This is a genomic window from Psychrobacillus glaciei (genome assembly GCF_008973485.1).
Classification (GTDB): Bacteria; Bacillota; Bacilli; order Bacillales_A; family Planococcaceae; genus Psychrobacillus; species Psychrobacillus glaciei.
The window spans coordinates 656,503-678,793 of sequence record NZ_CP031223.1 but is presented as its reverse complement, the minus strand read 5'-3'; the positions used below and the strand labels follow the sequence as shown (position 1 = coordinate 678,793).

General features: G+C 38.7%; 24 protein-coding genes and 1 riboswitch. Of the genes, 3 read left to right on the top strand and 21 right to left on the bottom strand.

Annotation, left to right across the window (positions count from 1 at the left end; translation table 11 throughout):
• Positions 1 to 506: 506 nt before the first annotated feature.
• The 17 genes from PB01_RS03220 to speE all read right to left on the bottom strand — a co-directional run bounded on the left by PB01_RS03220 (position 507) and on the right by speE (position 15,360).
• Positions 507 to 1,169 carry a hypothetical protein gene (locus PB01_RS03220; protein WP_151698851.1) on the bottom strand — a complete coding sequence of 221 codons (663 nt, stop codon included), beginning with the start codon at positions 1,167 to 1,169 and terminating at the stop codon, positions 507 to 509.
• Complete coding sequence (locus PB01_RS03215; protein WP_151698850.1) at positions 1,162 to 1,644, bottom strand: ECF transporter S component; 483 nt, start codon at positions 1,642 to 1,644, stop codon at positions 1,162 to 1,164. The genes PB01_RS03220 and PB01_RS03215 overlap by 8 nt, the downstream gene beginning before the upstream one ends.
• Positions 1,645 to 1,649: 5 nt before the next feature.
• Positions 1,650 to 2,240: a cob(I)yrinic acid a,c-diamide adenosyltransferase gene (locus PB01_RS03210; protein ID WP_151698849.1), complete on the bottom strand. Its 591-nt coding sequence runs from the start codon at positions 2,238 to 2,240 to the stop codon at positions 1,650 to 1,652.
• The gene (locus PB01_RS03205) at positions 2,215 to 2,625 is read right to left on the bottom strand and encodes a bifunctional adenosylcobinamide kinase/adenosylcobinamide-phosphate guanylyltransferase (protein WP_151698848.1); all 411 of its coding nucleotides are present in this window, start codon (positions 2,623 to 2,625) and stop codon (positions 2,215 to 2,217) included. The genes PB01_RS03210 and PB01_RS03205 overlap by 26 nt, the downstream gene beginning before the upstream one ends.
• Positions 2,577 to 3,176: a histidine phosphatase family protein gene (locus PB01_RS03200; RefSeq protein ID WP_151698847.1), complete on the bottom strand. Its 600-nt coding sequence runs from the start codon at positions 3,174 to 3,176 to the stop codon at positions 2,577 to 2,579. Before PB01_RS03200 ends, PB01_RS03205 begins: the two co-directional genes overlap by 49 nt.
• Positions 3,146 to 3,895: an adenosylcobinamide-GDP ribazoletransferase gene (gene cobS, locus PB01_RS03195; RefSeq protein ID WP_151698846.1), complete on the bottom strand. Its 750-nt coding sequence runs from the start codon at positions 3,893 to 3,895 to the stop codon at positions 3,146 to 3,148. Before cobS ends, PB01_RS03200 begins: the two co-directional genes overlap by 31 nt.
• Positions 3,896 to 4,717, bottom strand: coding sequence for a cobyric acid synthase (locus tag PB01_RS03190; RefSeq protein ID WP_151698845.1), 822 nt, complete (start codon positions 4,715 to 4,717; stop codon positions 3,896 to 3,898).
• Positions 4,718 to 4,726: 9 nt separating this feature from the next.
• Positions 4,727 to 5,257 carry a bifunctional adenosylcobinamide kinase/adenosylcobinamide-phosphate guanylyltransferase gene (locus PB01_RS03185; RefSeq protein ID WP_151698844.1) on the bottom strand — a complete coding sequence of 177 codons (531 nt, stop codon included), beginning with the start codon at positions 5,255 to 5,257 and terminating at the stop codon, positions 4,727 to 4,729.
• Positions 5,230 to 6,306: a pyridoxal phosphate-dependent aminotransferase gene (locus PB01_RS03180; protein ID WP_151698843.1), complete on the bottom strand. Its 1,077-nt coding sequence runs from the start codon at positions 6,304 to 6,306 to the stop codon at positions 5,230 to 5,232. The genes PB01_RS03185 and PB01_RS03180 overlap by 28 nt, the downstream gene beginning before the upstream one ends.
• Positions 6,293 to 7,252: an adenosylcobinamide-phosphate synthase CbiB gene (gene cbiB / locus PB01_RS03175; protein WP_151698842.1), complete on the bottom strand. Its 960-nt coding sequence runs from the start codon at positions 7,250 to 7,252 to the stop codon at positions 6,293 to 6,295. The genes PB01_RS03180 and cbiB overlap by 14 nt, the downstream gene beginning before the upstream one ends.
• Before the next feature lie 3 nt (positions 7,253 to 7,255).
• Positions 7,256 to 8,725 carry an adenosylcobinamide amidohydrolase gene (locus PB01_RS03170; RefSeq protein WP_151698841.1) on the bottom strand — a complete coding sequence of 490 codons (1,470 nt, stop codon included), beginning with the start codon at positions 8,723 to 8,725 and terminating at the stop codon, positions 7,256 to 7,258.
• Between the two features lies 1 nt (position 8,726).
• Positions 8,727 to 9,710 carry a FecCD family ABC transporter permease gene (locus PB01_RS03165; RefSeq protein WP_151701944.1) on the bottom strand — a complete coding sequence of 328 codons (984 nt, stop codon included), beginning with the start codon at positions 9,708 to 9,710 and terminating at the stop codon, positions 8,727 to 8,729.
• A gap of 4 nt (positions 9,711 to 9,714) precedes the next feature.
• Positions 9,715 to 10,683 (bottom strand): ABC transporter substrate-binding protein, encoded by a 969-nt coding sequence (locus tag PB01_RS03160; protein ID WP_151698840.1) that lies wholly within the window; start codon positions 10,681 to 10,683, stop codon positions 9,715 to 9,717.
• A 128-nt stretch (positions 10,684 to 10,811) separates the two neighbouring features.
• Positions 10,812 to 10,951: riboswitch (cobalamin riboswitch) on the bottom strand.
• Positions 10,952 to 11,219: 268 nt separating this feature from the next.
• A complete protein-coding gene (argS, locus tag PB01_RS03150; RefSeq protein ID WP_151698838.1) occupies positions 11,220 to 12,887 on the bottom strand; it encodes an arginine--tRNA ligase in 1,668 nt (555 codons plus the stop codon).
• A complete protein-coding gene (locus PB01_RS03145; RefSeq protein WP_192797449.1) occupies positions 12,888 to 13,307 on the bottom strand; it encodes a YwiB family protein in 420 nt (139 codons plus the stop codon).
• Between the two features lie 342 nt (positions 13,308 to 13,649).
• On the bottom strand, positions 13,650 to 14,522 hold the full coding sequence (speB, locus tag PB01_RS03140) for an agmatinase (protein WP_151698836.1): 873 nt from the start codon (positions 14,520 to 14,522) through the stop codon (positions 13,650 to 13,652).
• Between the two features lie 4 nt (positions 14,523 to 14,526).
• Positions 14,527 to 15,360, bottom strand: a complete 834-nt coding sequence (gene speE / locus PB01_RS03135) for a spermidine synthase (protein ID WP_151698835.1) — start codon at positions 15,358 to 15,360, stop codon at positions 14,527 to 14,529.
• A 171-nt stretch (positions 15,361 to 15,531) separates the two neighbouring features.
• On the opposite strand from speE, the gene PB01_RS03130 reads away from it, so the two are divergent.
• A complete protein-coding gene (locus tag PB01_RS03130; RefSeq protein WP_151698834.1) occupies positions 15,532 to 17,601 on the top strand; it encodes a transglycosylase domain-containing protein in 2,070 nt (689 codons plus the stop codon).
• Positions 17,602 to 17,988: 387 nt separating this feature from the next.
• Here PB01_RS03130 and PB01_RS03125 read toward each other — a convergent pair whose 3' ends face one another.
• A complete protein-coding gene (locus PB01_RS03125; protein ID WP_151698833.1) occupies positions 17,989 to 18,504 on the bottom strand; it encodes a YwhD family protein in 516 nt (171 codons plus the stop codon).
• Positions 18,505 to 18,570: 66 nt separating this feature from the next.
• Between PB01_RS03125 and PB01_RS03120 the strand changes: the two genes are divergently transcribed.
• Complete coding sequence (locus PB01_RS03120) at positions 18,571 to 18,756, top strand: 2-hydroxymuconate tautomerase (RefSeq protein WP_151698832.1); 186 nt, start codon at positions 18,571 to 18,573, stop codon at positions 18,754 to 18,756.
• A 243-nt stretch (positions 18,757 to 18,999) separates the two neighbouring features.
• On the opposite strand, the gene PB01_RS03115 is transcribed toward PB01_RS03120, so the two are convergent.
• The 3 genes from PB01_RS03115 to PB01_RS03105 form a co-directional block, all read right to left on the bottom strand.
• Entirely contained in the window at positions 19,000 to 19,515 is a 516-nt protein-coding gene (locus PB01_RS03115) for a YwgA family protein (protein ID WP_151698831.1), read from the bottom strand.
• A gap of 13 nt (positions 19,516 to 19,528) precedes the next feature.
• Complete coding sequence (locus tag PB01_RS03110; RefSeq protein ID WP_151698830.1) at positions 19,529 to 20,824, bottom strand: HD domain-containing protein; 1,296 nt, start codon at positions 20,822 to 20,824, stop codon at positions 19,529 to 19,531.
• A 166-nt stretch (positions 20,825 to 20,990) separates the two neighbouring features.
• Entirely contained in the window at positions 20,991 to 21,218 is a 228-nt protein-coding gene (locus PB01_RS03105; protein ID WP_151698829.1) for a YuzB family protein, read from the bottom strand.
• Positions 21,219 to 21,659: 441 nt separating this feature from the next.
• Between PB01_RS03105 and PB01_RS03100 the strand changes: the two genes are divergently transcribed.
• Positions 21,660 to 22,283: an RsfA family transcriptional regulator gene (locus PB01_RS03100; protein ID WP_151698828.1), complete on the top strand. Its 624-nt coding sequence runs from the start codon at positions 21,660 to 21,662 to the stop codon at positions 22,281 to 22,283.
• Positions 22,284 to 22,291: the final 8 nt, after the last annotated feature.

Below are 22,291 nucleotides of genomic sequence, written 5' to 3'. Positions count from 1 at the left end.
TACTCTCCAAAAGTTATCCTTAACCATAACTTTTGGGGAGCCTTTTGATTTTCTATAGCGCTTAATAAAATTATATTTGGTTCTTAAATACCATTAGTTTTAGTAGATTCTTACGGAAATATAAAAACAAGGACTAAAAAAGAGGAGCTTCATGTTATTTTTCCGAATTTTTAATAGATCGACTTTAAAAATAAACTGGAGATCTATGTAAAGGTTTCAGAATGCCAAAGGTAAAGAAGTTTTTTTATTTTTTTGCAATTGAGAGATACAAGTTATACTTTCGATAAGTTGTTTTCTTAACAAAATAAAGAGGAAAAATAGAATTCCCTAAATTGGTCACACGGCAGCACTTCTGACTCGGCCATTTTATATATAATGATCACGAAAAATAAATTGGGTTGTTTAACATTACTTGTTGTAATACGGCACTTAGAGACCAAATGCTGTGCCGGCAAGACCATTTCTCATAATAAAGAGCTAACTCTTTGTGAGTTAGCTCTTTAAAATCAATTAATCTCTTCAAAATACTTTCCAAAATGCACTTTTGCTTCTATTATTCGATCAGGAGAAATTCCAAGTACTACAGATGTTGCCGGTCCTGCGGATTTCAAAATGTCCCAGTCGTTCAGATTGCAGTTTAATCCTAGTCGTTGGCATTCCTCTTTTATTCCAGCAGAACCAACTGGCCATATACGCTTCACTAGTCCACTAGTGATTCCATCCCAAATCTTCTTTATATCCGCAATTTTTTCTAAATCCATGAGTACTTCTTCACCGACGCACGGTTTTCCGTATACATACCATTTACATACCAAGTTACTTTCTTTTTTACGCTCACCAATCATCGTGACTGCCATAGCAGATTGCAGCGTTTCCATGTTGGATTCGGTACTTCCGGTAATCTCAGGGCAAGGCTGCTCTAACTCATAAAATACTTTCTGTATCCCAGCTTTATATTTTTCCCAGCTTTTATTGCCTGAAAAGTTATGCACTATAATGGAGATGGGAAATGCCCCAGCTGTCCACTGCTCCATCAGTGCGACTCTTGCAGCAAAATAAGCAACAACTTCATCATCTACGCGTACAACATCAGCTGCTTTTTCACCAATCGCTGCTGAATTATCAGTTGTGACGACAAAACCATTTGGCAATAAAACCGCATTACGCATGGGTTTTCACTCTATCCATTACCCGCACAACTACTGGAGAGACAATCATCGCAATTCCAGCATTCAAAATAGTTGCAATTGTAATTCCGGGTAAAACCGCAACAAAAAATGCTGGCGAAATGATCCAATAAAAAGGAAGTGTTGCAATGACACTATTTGCAAATATAAAAAATATCCATTTCCATATATGCAATCCCGCTTGATGAAGTTTCGTAAATATAAATAATATAATAAACATTTCCGCACCAATTAATAAATGCAATGGTCCTAAAGGAAATCCTGCATAAAGGGACGAAGATAAATGACCAATTAGAGATGCAGCTCCTGCATAAACAGGTGGTAAAAATGCAGCGGATACAAGTGCTGGAACGGTATCAAGCGCAGCGCTCCCAATACCTACTGGGATTTTCACGAATGCACCAATGGCACATAATGCTGCAAACATTGCTGCGAGCGTTAGTAAGCGAAGCTTCATTGCAGTTACTTCCCCTCTTCTTTTACGCTTCCTACATTTTTAAATACTTTTGCACTGCGTAAATATTCTACATCCGACACCTTTTCTCGCGCATTAGCGACACGTGCTGCTGCGAATAAATAATCAGATAAGCGATTCAAATAGCGTTGCACAACCGCCGGCACATCTTCTTCTGTTTTCATCAATGTGACCATTTGACGCTCTGCACGTCTTGTAATTGTGCGAGCAATATGAAGTGTTGCAGCAGCTGACGTTCCACCTGGTAAAATGAATCGTTCTAGCACTGGGCCTTCTTCTACAAGCACATCAATACGTTTTTCCATTGCTTCAATCGGTTCGTCCGTCATTTTATATACTCGGCGATTCGATACATTCGCTAAGTCTCCACCACAGTCGAATAATTCATGTTGAATCGTTTCTAAATCCTCTAAAACGTCCTTGAAAATCGTTGAATCTAATTCAGTCATTGCCTTCCCAATAAACGAATTCACTTCATCGATCGTGCCGTATGTTTCTACTCGAATATCATCTTTGTCTGTTCTTCCTCCGATTAATCCTGTTTGCCCTTTGTCACCCGTTTTTGTGTAAATTTTCATCCCAATCATCTCCCTTTATTGTTTGTGCAATTCCATACCAAATTCGTGTTACTCGGTCCGCTTTTGTAAAAAGATGTTGATAAAATCTTCCGACTTCATCTCGCAACTGTCGTAAGCTTGCTTCCATCGGTACAATTCCACGTCCAATTTCTGTTGCAATAACTATAACTTCAGCTTGTTCTCCCCATTGTTCTAGCTGCTCGAGTAACTTGTTCAACTCAGGTTCCATCATATTTTCTACCCCAACTACAACAATTACTTCTGTTTGTGGCAATAAAACTGGAATATCTTCCGCGGCATCCATCCACTGTACGCTTCGCCCGTGAACAAGATGTTCTACATAAGTGCGCTTTCCATTAAATGCTCCACCGAAAATGACATGCACCGCTTTCCCTCCAGTACGTCTTTTTTATCTTTCCATTGCAGTTTATACATACACCCATGGGGCACATCCCAATTCCAAAAACTCTTTTCAACATCTGCAAACTTTGTTAATAAAAATCGAGTTGGCCCGCCATGCGTCACTATAACAGGCAGTTCAAATTTTTCTACCACATCATAAAACCCTTTGAGCACACGCTCTTCCATGTTTGCCAGTGACTCGCCATTTGGTGGAGCCACTTCCCGGGGATTTTCAAGCCAAGCCTTATAAAATGTATCCTCTTTTAATTCATTATATGTTTTTTCTTCCCAATCACCAAAGGAGCATTCTCGAAAATTTGCATTTGCAACATAAGGAATTCCATGGAATAACTGTTCTGCTGTTTGCTTGCAGCGAACCAAATCGCTACCAGTAACTTGGTTAATTTCAGTGGAAGTTTTTTTTGTTTTGATTCCAGAAATAATCGATTCATCGGTCCAACCGATATATTTTTTCTCTCGATTCCCATTCGTCGGCAAATGTCTTATGAGAGTAATAGTAAAAGGGTCATCCATAGTACCACCTCCGAAACTTCCACACTTGCCCCAAGCAAATCCCCCGTAATTCCACCAAAGTTCTTCCATGCCCATCGTCGAAATAAACAAATAAATACGATTAAAACTGTAGCAAATGTGATTGCAATTAACCAATCCGTAAACCAACCTATTAGGAATAACCCAATAAAAAAATTACATAAAGTTGTAAGTAAAACAACATTTACATTCATTTTTTGCTTAAAAAAGTGAGCAAGTCCACTCTCTTTCGCGCTTCTCGTTAACCCGAATAGCATCGTTAATATTGCCCTCGAGAAAAAAGGGATAAGCAAGATAAAAATCCCGTGAAACGATTCGGCTGCCAACACTTCAGAAACAATAATCACTTTTCCGATGACCAATAAAACAACTGCCATTACTCCAAAAGCTCCGACTCGGGGATCATCTAGAATCTCTAATCGCTTCAGTCGATCCTTATACGAGAAAAATGCATCGGAAGTGTCAATAAACCCATCCATATGGAGACCACCCGATAAAAGGATTCCTAGAAATACAACGGTAAACCCCGTCATCAACGTACTCCATTCAAAATAGAGCGATATACTAGCAAATGCCCCAATACTAGCACCAATCCAGGGGAACAGGCTATACATTACTGAGATTTGCTGCTTTTCCATTGGTAAATTTTTATGCACAGGAATGATGGTGAAAAATTGAAGTGCTAATAACAAGCCCTTCATTTACACATCCCCTTCTAAAATGGCCTTCACTTTATCCCATTTGACAAACTCTTTAAAATGGAGAGCCCACTCATTTATTTGTTCATCGGACGCAAGTTGATTATTTTTAACTTCCCCGTCTTCCTCCTCCAATTCATTTGGAAAATAAGGAATAACCCCTAATACATCCACGCCTGTATACGATTCGATGAAATCAATTCCATCTTGGAATAACGAAACGTCCCCTTGAAACTTATTAATAACGATTCCTTTCACACGAGCTCTTTGTTCTTCAGGTAATAATGCAAGCGTTCCAATGATAGATGCAAACACACCACCATACTCAATATTGGCAACTAATAAAACAGGAACATCTGCTAAATCGGCAACCCGCATATTCACAAGTTCACGGTCTCTCAGATTCATTTCAACAGGACTGCCTGCACCTTCTAAAATTAAGTATTCAAAGGAACTGGACAGTGTTTGTAAACTGTTTTTTATAAGCTTTTGACCTTCTTCAAAATAGTGCTGTCGGTAGTGCATGCCATTCATTTTGTTTTCTTTTTTGCCAAGAATAATAATGTCTGTTTCCATGTTGCCTGTAGGTTTCAATAATATTGGGTTCATCTCCGTTAAATAAGGAGTTTTTGCAGCTCTTGCTTGCAAAGCTTGGGAAACGCTAATCTCTAAATTGTCTTCTGTATGAATGCTTAAGCTAGACATGTTTTGTGATTTGAAAGGTGCTACTCGTTTTCCTTCGTTCGCAAGTAGTCGACAAATTGCTGTACATACCAAGCTTTTTCCGACACTAGAAGCTGTGCCTTGCACCATTAATCCTTTCACAACTATTCCTCATTTCCACTGATGACTTAATCCATATTCCATTTCAAAAGCATGATCTGCTTTCGCAACGAGTTGTTGGTGAATTCGTCCAATCCATTTTTGATATAGGACGACGCTTTCGTATTTCGATAAAGGTTCATCAAGCACTTCATTGGAAACAATGACAATTACTTTTGCTTTGTGCATTAAATATTCGATTGTTTCAAATAGTGCCTTTTCGACTTTTTCCATATCATTATTATAAAGTTCATTGGCAAGCCAAGTGGTGACACAGTCCCACAGGATGCCGTCTCCTTCTTGAATATACGGAAGTATTTGTTCGATGTATCGTGGTTGCTCGATAGTCGCCCATTCGACTGGATAATTTTCACGATCGTTTTGATGTCTCTTAATTCGTTCCTTCATTTCACCATCTACTGCTACTCCAGAAGCGACATACACATTTCGTTTTACTTGCTCTTTCATTAAATAATGTTCGGCAAAGCTACTTTTTCCGCTTCGCACACCCCCGGTTATGAAGACAAGTTTCCCTCGAACCATGCGGTCATCTCCTTCCGTAAGTACCCCATTTGCGATTTTTCTTTCATTCCCACTCGAAACCATTTTCCATCAAGCCCTTTAAAATTCTCGGTATGACGTAGTACGCAACCTTTTGCTAGTAAAGACAGAAAGAATTCGCTTGATTTAGTTGGAACTGGTAGTTGAAAACAAAGAAAATTCGTCCTAGACGGAAGCACAACACAGTTCCACTTTTCAAGAAAAGTACTAAATTGCTCACGCATTTCCTTGGCATATGAAATTGCCCGTAAACGGTATTCCTCTTCTTGTAAACACGCTGCACCAATCGTTGTTGCAATTGCATTGCTATTCCAGTGCGGCATTTTTGAACGAGTTTCGTTAACAATTGATTCACTCGTTATCGCATAACCAAGTCGCAATCCAGGAATCGCATACATTTTCGTCATCGAACGCACGACAATGACATTCGGAAATTTATTCAAATAAGGAATAAATGATTCCCTTTCATCAATGAAATCAAGAAATGCTTCATCTAAAATTACTTCGCACTTATATCTCTTCGCATATGTTGCAATTTGGATAATTTCTTCTAAAGGAGCCAAATAACCAGTCGGATTATTCGGTCTGCAAATATAAATTACTTCTGCAAACTCGATTTCATCGAATAGTTCATCTAGTGGGAGCCCCTGCTTTGCAATTATTTCTTTTATGTACACATGATAAGGGGCAAGGGTTGTTGCATATTCCGAAAAGGTCGGATGTATCAAAATAGCCCGTTTATTTTCGTATCGTTTCGCAAGACTTGCAAATATTTCAGCTGCTCCGTTTCCAACCATAACGTTTTTAACATGCGCATTATGATAGTTCGCAGCTGCTGATAAAAATGGTTCTCCATGAGGATCTGGGTATTTTGTGATTAAGTCTTCGTACGATTCCCAGCGCTCTTTCACAAATGCAGGCGGACCTAGTGGATTGACATTTTCACTGAAATCAATCACCTTTTCAGGCATCTTCATATGGAGAATTTCGTATAAGTGATGAGCATTTGCTCCGTGATTAGGTAATGACAAATAAAATCCCTCCAATGACCATTATCCAAAGCCAAAATAAAAAAACAGCCGTATTCAAATGCGATATTGTACTTACTATATGGTGAGGTGTTATTGCCACCTCGCCCACTCCCATTAGCGCTCGATTTGATACGACCCCTTTATATGTATTTTTTCCACCTAATTGTATTCCTAATTGGTAAGCTGTTGCAGCTTCTAAATAACCGCTATTTGGACTTGGATGTTTTTTCGCATCAAGCCACCAGCCTTTCATGCGCTTCCCAAAAGGTAAGGCACTTTCTTTTTTTCCCCAAAGCATAATAATATAGCCAGTTAAACGGCTTGGAATATAGTTTGCAATATCATCTAATTTTGCAGCGGCAAAACCAAAATCCTCATACTTTTCATTTTTGTAGCCTACCATGGAATCGAGTGTATTTATTGCTTTATACAACCACAGCCCTGGTGCACCGGCAAAAAGAAATGCATAAAAAAGTGGGGCAGTAATTCCGTCGCTTATGTTTTCAGATACCGTTTCTACGACACCCCTTGTAATTTCCTTCTCGTCTAATTCTTCTGTATCACGACCGACAATCCACGAAAGTTTTTGTCTTGCAACAGGTAAATCTTTTGCCATTAAAGGTTTATATACATCCATTGCCGCTTCTTTTAGACTTTTTTGTGCAAGTCCCGAGGCGATTAAAATACTCTCAACTGCAATTCCAACCCATATATTAATGGAATACGCACCGATTAAAATAGCAACTGTACTAAAGAATGTGATTCCAACGACTAGGATAACAAGTAGAAATCCTTTCGCTTTTCGAGCCATTCCTTTATTCAGCCAGTCTGTGAGTTTCGAAATTAGGGAACCGATCCATCGTACAGGATGTGGCCAATTTGGTGGGTCCCCGATGATTCTGTCTACTAGTAGACCAATTGCTATCGCAATAATATGCGGACCCATTATTTACACCCAGCCTTTCGCTTTTTTGTAAATTTGGATTGCTTCTACTGTGCATTCGTATACGCCTTGTCCAATTTTTTTGCCGATTTCCGTAATAGGACCTGCGTATGGTATAGACATTCCACGTTGCGTCGCTGCTACTAATACGCTATCGGTGGATGTGCCTGTCGCAATTGTTCCGGTACGTGGATCTTTCACTTGTTCGAAAGATAATGCTTTTGTTTTAGCTTCTGTTGCCGTTATGACAGATTGAATAAATGCTTCATCCGAAAGCTCTCCGTTCACAATGATCCATGTATTAATCGTCCCAATTGCTGGTAGCATTTCTACTTCGTGAGCTCTAGATACGTCTACTGCATTTCCAACACCAGCTGTAACCATGATGACAATGCTACCAAATGGTGTGTCATATTCTTTTATTATGGCGTCCTTTGTATTTACTGCGGTCATCATGCCAACTGTATCCGCTTCAGAAAATCCATTATTCGCAAGGTATGCTAACATTTCTTCATGCACATTATCACATGCATAATTGGCATCTACTCTTCTGTTCACGAAGTTTTTATACCAGCCACTTCCTGCATTTATTACCGCAGAGGACCAAGTTTTCAGCTGAGTTTCCGCTTGGAATATGACTAAATCTCCAGTAACTTGAAAGTTTTCAGCTGTTATTCGTTTGTCATCCTTCTTTTCATTCACATCTGGAAGAATGGTAATTTGTGGTTTTGGACGCTCCGGGTGCGGATTTGTACTGACACGAGCTTCATACACTGTTTCAATTTGATTTTTCGTCACTACTTCATGCGGGGCACCGATTGCTTTTATTTCTCCATGATCCATTAATAACAGTCGATCACAGTAAATAGAAGCAAGATTTATGTCATGAAATACACTAACAATCGTAATTCCTTTTTCAATAGCTTGGGTTTTGATTGTATCAAGCAGTTGCTTTTGGTGTGCTATGTCTAAATGATTTGTTGGTTCATCGAGCAACAGAATTGGAGCTTGTTGCGCAAGTGCTTGGGCAACAAATACACGCTGTTGTTCGCCACCAGACAATAGATCTAATAGTTGATGCTCGTATTTTTCCATTGCTGTTAGTTTCATCGCCTCAACAACAGCTGCTTCGTCTTCTTTGGACCACGAAGAAAACCAACCACTTTGATGAGGATACCGACCAAGCGAAACGGTATCTCTCACTGTATGGGAGAATGCATGACTATGTAATTGGGGAAGCACCGCCATTTTTTTAGCGAGCTCTTTCGATGAATAGGACGTTAAAGATTTACCGTCAATAAAAACTTCACCAGACTCTCTTGGCAAAATTCCACTTATTAACTTCAATAATGTGGATTTCCCACTTCCGTTTGGGCCAAGAATTCCAAGCATTTCTCCTTTTCCTACTTCAAAGGAGACATTTCTTACGATTAACCTGTGATCGTACCCACCTGATAATCCTTCTATTTTCAACAAATTAAATGCCTCCCTTTTTTCGTTGTCTAAAGAAAATAAATGCAAAAACAGGTGCACCAATAAATGCAGTTATGACACCAATTGGCAGTTCCGTTGGGGAAATAATCGTGCGCGACACTAAATCACAGACGATGAGCAGTGCCGCTCCATTGATGAAACTCAGTGGCAACACATGTCGATTATCGGAACCAAATAAAAGCCTGGTCATATGCGGCACAACAAGTCCTACAAATCCAATCGTCCCAGATACTGCAACTGCAGTTCCCGTTAGCATAGAGCCGCCAATTAATATCATCATTTTTCGTCGTTTGACGTTGACCCCTAAATGCTTTGCACGTTCTTCTCCAAACAGCATGGCATTTAACTCTCTAGTATTCAAGCCTAATAAAAGTGCGCCAATAATCATAAATGGTAATGCCATTTGCACAAAACTCCAGCCCCGCATCGATACACTACCGAGAAGCCAGCCAATTATTTGGCGTAACTCTTCTCCTGTTAGTGCAATCATAAGAGATATGACAGAGCCTAGAAAAGAACTAAAAATGATTCCTGTTAAAATGATTGTCTCCATTTTCATCGAACGATCAACTAGTTTGGCAAATGACATAACGAGGAGCATCGTAACTAAAGCACCAATCATACTAAAAACTGGTAACGTATAAATCCCTAAAAAAGGCACCGAAATACCGAAAAAGAGCGTAGCCACGGCGCCTACTGAGGCACCGGACGACACTCCTAACGTATAAGGATCGGCAAGCGGATTTTTAAATAACGCTTGAAAAGCGGCACCTGCAATGGCTAGTGATGCACCAACTAGCCCTGCAAGTACTACACGCGGCATACGAATTTTCCAAACGATATTCGTCGCAATTTTATCTGCTCCCGTATCCCATAATGTGCTGATCGGTACCTTTACGGATCCGACCGATACACCTAGCCAAATTGCTACTACTAAAGCAGTAATGGACAAGATGTAGCCGATCATGGCTTTACTCACTAAAAGCCTCTGGATAGATTGCTTTCGCTACTTCTTCTAATCCATATGCAAGACGAGGACCGGTACGACTTGTCGTATTTTCATCCACTTGCACGACTTCATTATTTTTTACTGCATTAATCGTATCAAATCCAGGGCGAGCTTTAACACTTTCAACTATTCCATCTACATAGCTATACATAACAAGAATAACATCTGGATTACGGCTAACAATTTCTTCTGGCTCTATTTGGAACCAACCTTCTTGGTCTGCTGCAACATTTTCTGCATTTACCATATTTAAAATTTCTTGCATGAAAGTTCCTTTACCTGGTGTGTAAATTTGAGGAACATCTGATGTTTCGACGAAAACTGTTTTCTTCGTTTTTACTTTTGCAATTTTTGCTGTTACATCTGCTACTTTTGCTTTCATATCTTTTACAATTTTTTGTGCTTCTGTTAATTTCCCAGTTGCACGTCCAATTTGCTCGATTGTAGTATATGTTTCATCAAAGTTAGCTGCATTTTTCACAACAAACACTTTCACACCAGCATCGCGGATTTGTTGTAATCCAGCATCTCCCTTGCCTAACATGGACTCATGTGCAAATACGACATCTGGATTCATGGATAGAATTTTTTCCACGTTGAAATCCGTACCGCCAATTTTCTCTTTTTCAAGCGCTTCTGCTGGATAGTCGTCATAATCGTTTACTCCAACAATTTCATCATTTAAACCAAGTGCAAATAAGATTTCTGTATTACTTGGGATCATCGAAACGATTGTTTTTGGTGCTTCTTCTAATGTAATATCATTGCCAACTGCATCTGTTATTGTTAGTGGGAATGTTGCTTTTTCTACTGCTGTTTCTTGTTGTGCATTATCTTTATTAACGACTGGTGTTGCTTCTTTTGCCCCACATCCTACTAGCAATAATACTGCTAATGCGGATGCCAACCATAATTGCCACATCTTCTTCATCTGTCATTCCTCCATTTTTGTGCAAATAAAAATCCCTCGTCCATTGAACGAGAGATAAAATAGGTATAAATCTGCTAGTTTATGTATATAACAAGCTGACTTACACAAACCTATCCTCGTAGGTACAAAAGTGTAAACGCATAAAGGCAGGTTTTCTGACTCGTGATAGTGTTCTATCACATACAGTGGCGGGACCGCGCTGGGTTTGAACCAGCTTCCCTTTTAACTCACTAGTAAACTAGTAAGCACCTTTATGTTCAAAATATTCGTGATGCATCGTTTTCATTATACCTTAAATTGAATTGTTGTCGACAGCGATTTTTTTTGATTCTGTGCCGTATTTATTTTATTCGACCGATTATTGGTGTCATTCGACCGATTTTGTTCTGTATTCGACCGATTATTGGTGTCATTCGACAGATTTTGTTCTGTATTCGACCGATTATGTGCAGTATTCAACCGATTATCGGGGCTATACGACCGATTCACCCTTAATCCATCAAAAAACACTCCGACCGAGGCCGAAGTGTTGGATTTTACATTTTTTCCGGAGCAGTTACACCAATTAATCGAAGTGCATTTGCAATTGTTTGGCGTGCTGAAGTCACTAATGCTAGTCGTGCTTCTGTTTGTGCAACGTTTTCCGCATTCAGTACTTTATCCGCGTTGTAGAAACTGTGGAAAGCTGTAGCTAGTTCTTGGATGTATGTTGCAACACGGTGAGGTGCACGAAGTTTTGCAGCGTCCGCTACCACTTGTGGGAAGTCACCGATTTTTTTCAATAAGTCTAATTCTTTTTCGCTTTGTAATAATTCAAGTGAATCCGTAGATGCCTTCAGTCCTTGTGTTTCTGCTGCTCGTAAAATCGAGCAAATACGTGCATGTGCATATTGTGCATAATATACTGGATTTTCATTTGATTGAGAAACAGCTAAGTCTAAATCGAAATCCATATGCGAATCACCTGAACGCATGCCGAAGAAATAACGAACTGCATCTAGCCCAACTTCTTCTACAAGCTCACGCATCGTAACAGCTTTTCCTGTACGCTTACTCATCTTCATTTTTTCGCCGTCTTTATACAACTGAACCATTTGAATAACCGATACTTCTAGTTTTTCACGTTCGTATCCAAGTGCTTCAATCGCCGCTTTCATACGTGGGATATAGCCGTGGTGGTCTGCTCCCCATATGTTGATCAGTTGATCGAATCCACGCACTAATTTATCTTCATGGTATGCGATGTCTGGCAATAAATAGGTGAATGAGCCATCACTTTTAATTAATACACGGTCTTTGTCATCGCCAAAAGTAGTAGAACGGAACCAAGTTGCTCCCTCTTCTTCAAAGATATGACCATTCGCTTTTAATTTATCTAGGGCAACGTCAATTTTTCCACCTTGATATAAAGAAGTTTCAGAGAACCAATTATCAAAACCTACACGGAAATCCGCTAAGTCTTTTTGTAATTTAGCAAGTTCTACTTTTAAACCGTGTGCACGGAATGCTTTATAACGATCTTCATCGGACATAGATACAAACTTGTCTCCATGTTCTTTCATAAGCGCTGCAGCAATATCAATAATATCTTGACCGCGATACCCGTCTTCTGGCATTTCTTTTTCCAAACCTAATGCTTCAAAATAGCGAGCTTCAATCGAAATAGCTAAGTTGTGGATTTGATTACCAGCGTCATTAATATAATACTCACGGGCTACATCATATCCAGCGAAATCTAGTACATTACATAAGGAATCCCCTACTGATGCACCACGAGCATGCCCTAAATGTAAGTCACCAGTTGGATTTGCAGAAACGAACTCGACTTGCACTTTTTCTCCAGCACCAAAAGTAGTACGTCCGTAGTTTTCGTTTTCTGTTAAGGCAGCTTTTACTACTTCTTGTAAATAATCTTTTCGAACATTAATGTTCATAAATCCAGGTCCAGCGATGTCGATTTTCTCCATCATTGTTCCCGTCATATCTAGATTTTCTACAATTGCTTCAGCAACTTGGCGAGGATTTCTTTTTGCAAGCTTTGTTAATTGCATCGCAATATTCGTTGCGTAATCCCCATTTGCTTTGTCTTTTGGTGTTTCTAAATGGATAGCAGGAATTTGCTCCTTTTCTACAAGTTCCGCTTTTATTATCGCTTCTTGCAATGCCATTTTAATGGACTGTTGCACTTTTTCTACTGCGTTCATTTAATTCGCCTCCGTATAAATAAGTTCTAATGTATATGTACCTGCAACTTCATCATTTATTAACAACTCATATTCCACTTGGAAATGTCCATCTTCAAAATGCAAGTGCTTCGTATTTGTTGTGATCATTATTACGCCATAAATTGTATCGTAACTTCCTGTTTGAAGCTCCCCACTCGTAAATGGCAACCGCATTTTGACTCCACCACTTCGCATGATTAAAGCCGTCTTTCCACCTAGCTTTACAGTTGTTCGACTATTTTTTTCATCCTGCACTTCTTCGTAAACTAAATAAGGTTGAGCCCCTTTTAAAATTAGTTCTCCTGTCGTTTGTATATCGAACATTTCTTTCTCGACATCAGGATGACTAATCGTTGATAATAAACGAATATTTACTCGCTTTTTAAGTGGTTGAGACATTACTTTCATCCTTTAGAACATTTTTTACTATAACCTTATTATTATAAGGCTAAAAGCTAGGCAATGACAACTAATCAAAAATGAATACACTATTTTAGCAAAATCATCTAGAAGAAATAAAGTAATCCATATAAATCAACAATGACCGCTCCGCTTACAATTAGTGAATTAACGATACCAATTCCCGTATAGCCGAGACTAAAAAACGTGATGCCCTTGTAAAAGGACATCACGTTTATTTATTTTACCCAGCCTAAAATCATTTCACGTAGCAATTTCGAAGCTGTTTTAGCCGTCTGCTCCCGCGCAAAGCTCGTCGCAGCAACAAAGATTAGCCGCTTTCTACTTTACCCAGCCTAAGATCATTTCGCGTAGTAATTTACTAGCAGTGTTTGCTGTTTGTTCAGACGAATCGTATATCGGTGCAACTTCTACTAAGTCGAAGCCAACTACGTTTACGCCTGAGTTTGCGATTGCATGGATAGAAGCTAGTAGTTCACGACTTGTGATTCCGCCGCAGTCTACTGTTCCTGTTCCAGGTGCGTGTGCAGGGTCTAAAACATCGATGTCAATTGTGACATAGACAGGTCGACCTGCAAGCGTAGGAAGTACTTCTTTCAAAGGTTCCAATACTTCGAATTTAGCAATTTGCATGCCATTTTCTTTTGCCCAATCAAATTCTTCTTTCATGCCAGAACGAATTCCAAATGAGTATACATTTTTTGGACCGATGTATTCTGCAATTTTGCGAATTGGAGTGGAGTGTGAAAGCGGTTCTCCCTCGTACTCTACGCGTAAATCTGTGTGCGCATCCATATGAATAATCGCAAGGTCTTTATAGTTGTCTGCAACTGTTTTCATTACAGGCCATGATACTAAATGCTCGCCGCCCATACCAACAGGAATTTTACCATCTTGCATTAGCTTGCTAATAAAATCTGCAATTAGATCTAAACTTTTTGCAGCATTTCCAAATGGAAGTGGAATGTCACCAGCATCAAAATAGTTCACATCATCTAGATCGCGGTCTAAATACGGGCTATATTCCTCTAATCCAATGGATACTTCACGAATACGTTGTGGGCCAAAACGTGAACCTGGACGATAACTTACCGTCCAGTCCATTGGCATACCATAAATAACTGCTTGTGCTTCTTCGTAATTTTGGTTGCTTTTTATAAATACATTTCCTGAATAAGCTTCATCAAATCTCATCGGCTTACTCTCCTGCAAGATCTTTCACAAATTTCGGTAAAACAAATGCCGCTTTGTGAAGCTCTTTTGTATAATATTTCGTTTCTATATCAAAGAATTGCTCTTCCGGCACTTGAAGTGGATCATATTTTTTCGAACCAATTGTGAAGCACCATAGACCACTTGGGTAAGTTGGAATATTTGCCAAGTACATATTTGTAATTGGGAAAATTTCTTTTACGTCTTTTTGTACTTGTCGGATTAGGTCCGCTTTGAACCACGGGTTGTCCGATTGTGCAACGAATAATCCATCTTCTTTAAGTGCTTTAGAGATTCCTGCGTAGAAACCTTTTGTAAATAAATTCACAGCTGGTCCAACTGGTTCTGTAGAATCTACCATAATTACATCGTATTCGTTTTCTGACTCAGCAATATGCATAAAGCCATCGCCAACTTGAACGTCTACACGTGGGTTTTCTAATTCACAAGCGATTTCTGGTAAATATACTTTCGAATACTCAATCACTTTTCCATCTATATCAACAAGTGTTGCTTTTTTCACTTTTGGATGCTTCATGATTTCACGGATTACACCACCATCTCCGCCTCCGACAACTAATACGTTTTCTGGATTAGGATGTGTAAATAAAGGAACGTGTGCTACCATTTCGTGATACACAAACTCATCTCTTTGTGACGTCATTACCATTCCGTCTAAAAAGAGCATATTCCCCCACTCTTCTGTTTCTGCCATTTCTAGTAGTTGAAAGTCCGTTTGCTCCGTATGAAGTGTACGGTTCACCTTCATTGTGATGCCAAAGTTCTCGGTTTGCTTTTCTGTAAACCAAAATCCAGCCATGTATCTATCTCCTCTAACTATATATTTTATGTGTACTTTTTTTAAAAAATTAAATACAAAGAAAGTATAGAGGTTTTTGACAAAAGTGCAATACTTTTTTCTTCTTCTGTTTAATTTGAATCTATTGTTCTCATACTAATGAAAACATCAAAAAGAACGGGGTAGATTTTTATGCGTCGTGTGCAACATCGGAAAAAAGTCAAACGATCAAAACGCATGAAAAGGTTTTTTCTACTTAGTATTGCTGCTATTTGTGCATTATCTGGTGCATTTGTAACTCTTCGTATTTATGCGCAAATCGTTGGGGCACCTATTATTCAAGTCCCTATTTCCTCTGTCTTTTTAGATAATCAAGGAAATGTAATTGGTGATCGATTTGAAGAACAAAGACGTTACTGGGTTTCATTGGATGAGATGTCCCCTTTCCTATCTCAAGCCGCAATTGCAGTAGAAGACAAGGACTTTTATAAGCATCACGGATTTGATTTTTCCCGAATTGCTTCTGCTCTTTTGAAAGATGTAAAAGCAGGTAAAAAAGTGGAAGGGGCTAGCACAATTACGCAACAATACGCACGAAATTTATTTTTAACACATGAAAAATCATGGAATCGGAAAATAAACGAGGCATTATTTGCGTACCGGTTAGAAATTTTTTACGAAAAAGAAGATTTATTAGAAGGTTATTTAAATACGGTCTACTTTGGTCACGGAATGTACGGTGTGGAAGCAGCAAGTAGGTTTTATTTTGGAAAAAGCGCAAAAAATATAACACTATCAGAGTCCGCTTTATTAATGGCTATTCCAAAAGGTCCTTCGCATTATTCTCCTTTGGTAAACGAAAAGAAAGCAGTAGACAGACAACAACTAATTTTGAAACTTATGGAAGATCAACAATTTGTAACAACTGCGCAACGTGAACGGGCAAAAAAAGAAAAATTCGTTTTAAAAGCGGAAGATTCTGTTGTAACGAAGAAAACCGCTCCTTACTTTTTAGAGGAAGTGTGGAAAGAAGCGAGCGAAATTGTAAAGAGAAAAGGTCTACGCATCGAGGAAGGTGGGTGGACAATTGAAACAACATTAAATAGACAACATCAACAAGCAGCGGAAGAAGTGATTGAAAAGTGGATGCCAGAAGGTGAGTTACAAATTGGGTTTATTAGCATGGAACCGAAAACAGGTTACGTGACGGCAATGGTTGGTGGACGCAGTTTTGCAGAAAGTCCGTTTAACAGAGTTACGCAAGCAAAGAGACAACCTGGCTCCACGATTAAGCCCTTATTATATGCCGCTGCACTCGAAAATGGCTTTTCCCCGTTAACGTATATGGATAGCGAAAGAACTGTTTTCACATATGATAATGGCCGGCGTGAATATGAACCAAAAAATGTAAATGGTGAATTCGCAGAGCACCCCATTTCACTGGCGCAGGCAATTGCTATTTCGGATAATATTTATGCAGTCAAAACGTTTGAACAAGTTGGCTACAAACCATTCCAACAACTGATTAAGCGCTTTAATATTGATATGGAAATTAAGGATACTCCTGCAACGGCACTTGGAACATCTGAAGTCTCCCTTTTCGATATGACGAAAGCATATAACACGATTTCGGATAAAGGAATCCAAAAGGAACCAACATATATAACAAAAATTTCTAATAATAAAGGCAAAGTAATCTACGACGTAGAAACTGAAAAAACAAAAGAAAAGAAGGTACTGTTGGAGCAAGATGCATTTATGCTATCGCATCTACTCACTGGAATGTTTGACCCGACTTTTAATGATTATTCCCCAGCAACAGGAAATAGCATTCGTTCCAAACAAACTCGACCATATGCAGCAAAATCTGGGACAACGAATACCGATCAATATATAATCGGATTCTCTCCACAACTCACTGCAGGTGTCTGGAATGGCTATGACCAAGGAAAACAAGTAAGTGATGCCGAAGCAAAGCAAGTAACAAAGCAGGTTTGGATTGAATTTATGGAAAAGGCACACCAAGGGTTACCCGTGGAGCCGTTTATTGCTCCGCCAGGTATACGTGGAGTCATTGTCGATATTGAAACCGGTGGAATTGCGACTTCAGCTTGTAAGAAACAACGACTTGTCTATTTAAAGGAAAAAGATGTTCCAACAAAACTATGTACTGATCCGAAGTTAAAACCACAAACATTTGAAGAAAGAACAGAGGATGACCACCCATGGTCCATTTTTCCCTTCTCACTTTTTGGAGAATAAAATCAAGAACCGATACAAAAATTAGCAATTAATTTAGTTCGAATGGAGAAAAAGCACGCTAACCGTATCCGGTAAATAGCACAATAAGACCAGTTTCGGGTTAGACGAGACCAATTCCAAATTAACTTTATGCTACAAAATAAAAAGCTTTCTACTACCTAAATTAGGTAGTAGAAAGCTTTTTCCTAGTGAAAGTACTTCAGAAAGCTTATAAGTTTGGGATTGGGTTGTCACAAATTTCACAAGACCAACATAATTACTTTCACTAAGTGTCCTAGCATTACTGTAAAGTAAGCTTTAACTAGATTGTACTTTTTTTTTAGTATTTATTCAACCTAATAATACCAGTCTAAACATTTTGTCTATTAGGTCAGTTATTGATAAGTATTAGATTGTTAAATCTAGATGTAGTTTTTCTTCGCTTCGATCCCACATTTCTTTATTATGCGTTTGCAAAAAATCACTGAGAATGTTCTTAGATCGATCATCCATAAAGTCTACAAGAATTTGTCGTTTCATTGATTTATCCATGCGATTTACATGATCTGCAAGAATTTTATAGCCTCTACGTTTTTCGCGATTAACAACCATTTCGCAAGCCGTCACCCCAGCATAATAGGCACCCTCTTGTTTTTGGTCAATGGTCACCCAAACAAGCCAATACGGTTTTCCACCTTCTGAATCTTCTCGATTGGTCGTGAATTTAATCCCTCGTTCGGTATCACTTCTTGCATGCATTGCACCAATCTCTACCCTTGCAATGTCTTCTTCTACATCGATAATCACTGGTGATACGTTCTCTAATGAAAGAGAACCAATTCCAAATCCTTTATGTCCGTCTGTTGGATCATTCTTTATAATAGTGAATCCTATTTTTTGTTTTGGTTTTTCTTCATTAGCCATTCGAAAGTTCCCTCCGTTCTGTTATGATACTAGTATACAGAAGATTTCACTAAAGGAGGAAATGATATGCCATATGTAACAATAAAAATGCTCGAAGGTCGTACCGAAGAGCAAAAAAAAGCACTTGTTGAGAAAGTGACAGCTGCTGTAGTCGAAACAGCGAATGCACCTGCGGAAAATGTAGTGGTTTTTATTGAAGAGATGTCAAAAAACCATTATGCAGTCGGTGGGAAACGTTTTAGTGATCAATAATATGACTCGAACTCCTTTTTTATTTGGGGTTCGTTTTTTTTGTTAAAAACTGTCATAGAGCAACCAGTTGTAAGGAGAAAGCAATCACTTTTACACTGAGAGCAACCAGTTCGGTTACGAGAGCAACAAGTTTTATCCTGAAAGCAACTATTTCTCAATATTAAGAGTTAACTTCGTGTGAGATATAGCAATTCAACTTTTAAAATAGCTGTGCAACAAAAAACACCATAAAAAAAGCCATCCCTATAGGATAGCTCGCTCATTCATTAAATTCATTACAAATGAAAATGCTTCTTCAATTTCATCTGCTGTAAAATTTAGTTTTCCTTTTACAACATGAAGCTTTTCAATTTGATCCTCTTTTGGCATCTGGTCGAAGTAAAGTAATGTGGATACAAGTTCAAGAAATCTCGAACTTTTTGCTTTCATTTGGGTAATGCAAGAAAGTAAAGCTGGGCCTGCCTCTTCCACTTGAGCCATTTGCGTAAAATGCTCCCCGGCATCCGTCATTTGGTATTTGTATTGAACGTAGGAACCCTTGTCTTGTCTTTCTTCTTGTAAAAAGCCCATGTTGCACAGCTCTTCCACTCGTAAAGTTAACTCTTCTGAGTAAGGTCCGTACACATGAAACTCATATTTTTCTTTATATGGATATTGCAGTTTTTTTGCAATATAAATCATTTTTTGTAGTTTCTTTCGTCCAGTTATTCCATCTGCTACTCCGATAAATTGTACTACTTTTGCATGTTCTTCTAGCAATTCGAACCCACCTTTACTTTAACAACTCTAAGATTTGTTTTTTCAATGCTTTTTTCTTGCCATCCTCAGTTAAGAAATCTTCTGGAAAGTACAACTTATGATCAGTTCGTCGTTTCCCTGAAATTGCTTCAACTATTTCTGATTCACGTGAAAGTTCTCGAATCTCCCCTGAAGGCATAAGCAAATGAATTGGGATTCGTTCTCCCTCTTCTCCTAAACGATAAAAGTCATAAGGCAAATCGGAGGACGAATCAAAAACCAAATAGTATTCTGGGTCTATACCCGCTTTTTTAAATAATAACTCTAACTCTTTCATCTTCATATAATCCTTCGCCAAATCAAATTCAATATATTGAAAGAGTTTACGATTGACAAATCGATCACATAAATCAGCTAAAATCGGATCTTCTTCCGTCATCCAGAGTTGGAAATAAGTCATTAATACCCCTTCATCTAATGCGAGATAGTCTTTTAATGAAAAAGTTTCATCAAAAAAAGATTTAAAATGAGTAGGTTGTTGCTTGAAATCATACTCCTTCTCACTTAAAGCTTTTGCACGATGTAAAATTTTCGTAAGTATTACCTCTGCGCTCCGAGAAACCGGATGAAAATACACTTGCCAATACATTTGATATCTACTCATAATGTAGTCTTCAACCGCATGCATACCGCTTGATTTAATAACTACTTGATCTTCACGAGGACGCATTACACGCAAAATTCGTTCCATATCAAAATGACCATAGCTTACACCTGTAAAATAAGCATCGCGCTGTAAGTAATCCATACGATCCGCATCTATTTGACTGGAAATTAAGCTTACAACTTGCTTATTGGAGTAAGTTTTTGCAATAACATCCGCTACTTTTTGAGGGAAGTCTGGGCTTACTCTTTTCAATATTTCATTTACCTCGGTATCCCCAAGTAATATCGCACCAGTAAATTTTTCATGGTCTAGCCCAAAGACATTTTCAAACGCATGCGAAAACGGTCCATGACCTAAATCATGCAAAAGCGCCGCACATAATACTACTAGTCTTTCAGATTCATCCCATTCAGGACGTCCGCTAAAACTATCATCTACTATTCGACGAACAATTTCATATACGCCAAGAGAGTGATTGAAACGGCTATGTTCTGCACCATGAAAAACGACATAAGTAGTTCCTAGCTGTTTAATCCGACGAAGCCGTTGAAATTCTTTTGCGCCAATAACATCCCAAATTACTTGATCATGAACATGAATATATCGATGAACTGGATCTTTAAACACTTTTTCTTCTGCAAGCTTTTGCGTTGCATAGCTCATTTAGCCACCTCCGTAATTTAAAATAAAAGCACCAATAGTTGAACCCGAATGGTAAGGTATTTATTCTATTATAAAGAAAAAAACCGCTCTTTGAAAGGCGGCAAAAGTTCTGATTACAATGTCTTGCTCGTAGCAGAGAAAATGGTGTCTTAGGTACACAATTACCCTACAATTCTAGTTTGGCACGTACTTTTTCCATTAATTCATCTTCCGATAAAGCAGCTACTGGACGATTATTAATAAATGCGAATGTCTTTTTTCGCCCTGGACCACAGTAGGATTGGCATTCTTTTATTTCAATTTCTGCTTCTGGATCTATCGCCTTTAGCTTTGGAATTAATGATTTCAAATTAACTGCCTGACATTCATCGCAAACTCGAAAATGGTTTGCCATCTATCCACAACCCCTTCATCAATTTCACCTCGGTAATTGGGTCCAGATTTTGAAATGCGCACAGGGCCCTGTTGTCGCAAGGATGCGGCGTATTTAGGCTAACATCCTTACCAACCGTTCAAAATCTGTGACATCCACCGGAGGCTTTGGGCCAACATGATTTTAGTCACTCAGGCGTTGCTGCAGGAAGCGGCGTCCTTGTCCAGAGTTCCACTTTCAGTTGGCGTTTGGACTGCACTGAACGGAATACTATGATTACATTCATCCCGCTACTACTAAAATAGGGACTTTCACTGAATCATGTTACTAGTAATAGTCTACAGGTCATTGTATCTTAAAGTTTATATTGCTATCAAGTGTATTTTACGTGAATAAAAGAACGTTAAGTTGTCCATTATGTTAATAGAACAACGAAACTATGAACATGGTAGGAGGACAAACATGGTAAAAATTAGACAAGATGCTTGGATGGATGACAACGATGAAATGCTAGCAGAAATGGTGCTAAGACACGTCCGCGAAGGAAGCACCCAGTTAAATGCATTTGAAGAAGCCGGAGATGAGTTAAATCGAACAGCTGCTGCATGTGGATTTCGCTGGAACGCAGTCGTTCGCCATCAATACGAAGCAGAATTAAAAGAAGCGAAAAAAGAAAGAAAAGAAAAGCTTCGTATATTAGGGAAAGATTATAGACGAAGAGGAAATGGTATCTATTTAGCAAAACCGGCAGAAAGCGGTGAACGTACAGCCTCTATCCCAGTTTCTGCATTATCGATTGATATCATTATCGCCTATCTCGTTCGATTACAGCATAGCGATTCAGATATATCAAGGTATCGCCATTTAGCGACTATTTCAAACGAAAAAATTCGCAAACTAGAAAGTGAACTTGCAAAACTAGAAAAAGAAAACGCTGCAATTAAACAAGATTACGAGCAATTCGTCCAAATAATGAACCGCGCAAGAAGATTAGTTACTTTAAATGACGAAGAAATACCAACTGTACCAGTTTTTCAAATGGAGAAAAACGGAAACTTAGTATCAAAAGAACCACCAACCGTCTAATGGATTGG

Bases quoted from the DNA above. Each gene is read 5' to 3' on its own strand.
- PB01_RS03220 (WP_151698851.1), bottom strand. From the start codon at position 1,169: ATGCGTAATGCGGTTTTATTGCCAAATGGTTTTGTCGTCACAACTGAT.
- PB01_RS03215 (WP_151698850.1), bottom strand. From the start codon at position 1,644: ATGAAGCTTCGCTTACTAACGCTCGCAGCAATGTTTGCAGCATTATGT.
- PB01_RS03210 (WP_151698849.1), bottom strand. From the start codon at position 2,240: ATGAAAATTTACACAAAAACGGGTGACAAAGGGCAAACAGGATTAATC.
- PB01_RS03200 (WP_151698847.1), bottom strand. From the start codon at position 3,176: ATGGATGACCCTTTTACTATTACTCTCATAAGACATTTGCCGACGAAT.
- cobS (WP_151698846.1), bottom strand. From the start codon at position 3,895: ATGAAGGGCTTGTTATTAGCACTTCAATTTTTCACCATCATTCCTGTG.
- PB01_RS03185 (WP_151698844.1), bottom strand. From the start codon at position 5,257: ATGGTTCGAGGGAAACTTGTCTTCATAACCGGGGGTGTGCGAAGCGGA.
- cbiB (WP_151698842.1), bottom strand. From the start codon at position 7,252: ATGGGTCCGCATATTATTGCGATAGCAATTGGTCTACTAGTAGACAGA.
- PB01_RS03165 (WP_151701944.1), bottom strand. From the start codon at position 9,710: ATGATCGGCTACATCTTGTCCATTACTGCTTTAGTAGTAGCAATTTGG.
- PB01_RS03160 (WP_151698840.1), bottom strand. From the start codon at position 10,683: ATGAAGAAGATGTGGCAATTATGGTTGGCATCCGCATTAGCAGTATTA.
- argS (WP_151698838.1), bottom strand. From the start codon at position 12,887: ATGAACGCAGTAGAAAAAGTGCAACAGTCCATTAAAATGGCATTGCAA.
- PB01_RS03145 (WP_192797449.1), bottom strand. From the start codon at position 13,307: ATGTCTCAACCACTTAAAAAGCGAGTAAATATTCGTTTATTATCAACG.
- speB (WP_151698836.1), bottom strand. From the start codon at position 14,522: ATGAGATTTGATGAAGCTTATTCAGGAAATGTATTTATAAAAAGCAAC.
- speE (WP_151698835.1), bottom strand. From the start codon at position 15,360: ATGGCTGGATTTTGGTTTACAGAAAAGCAAACCGAGAACTTTGGCATC.
- PB01_RS03130 (WP_151698834.1), top strand. From the start codon at position 15,532: ATGCGTCGTGTGCAACATCGGAAAAAAGTCAAACGATCAAAACGCATG.
- PB01_RS03125 (WP_151698833.1), bottom strand. From the start codon at position 18,504: ATGGCTAATGAAGAAAAACCAAAACAAAAAATAGGATTCACTATTATA.
- PB01_RS03120 (WP_151698832.1), top strand. From the start codon at position 18,571: ATGCCATATGTAACAATAAAAATGCTCGAAGGTCGTACCGAAGAGCAA.
- PB01_RS03110 (WP_151698830.1), bottom strand. From the start codon at position 20,824: ATGAGCTATGCAACGCAAAAGCTTGCAGAAGAAAAAGTGTTTAAAGAT.
- PB01_RS03105 (WP_151698829.1), bottom strand. From the start codon at position 21,218: ATGGCAAACCATTTTCGAGTTTGCGATGAATGTCAGGCAGTTAATTTG.
- PB01_RS03100 (WP_151698828.1), top strand. From the start codon at position 21,660: ATGGTAAAAATTAGACAAGATGCTTGGATGGATGACAACGATGAAATG.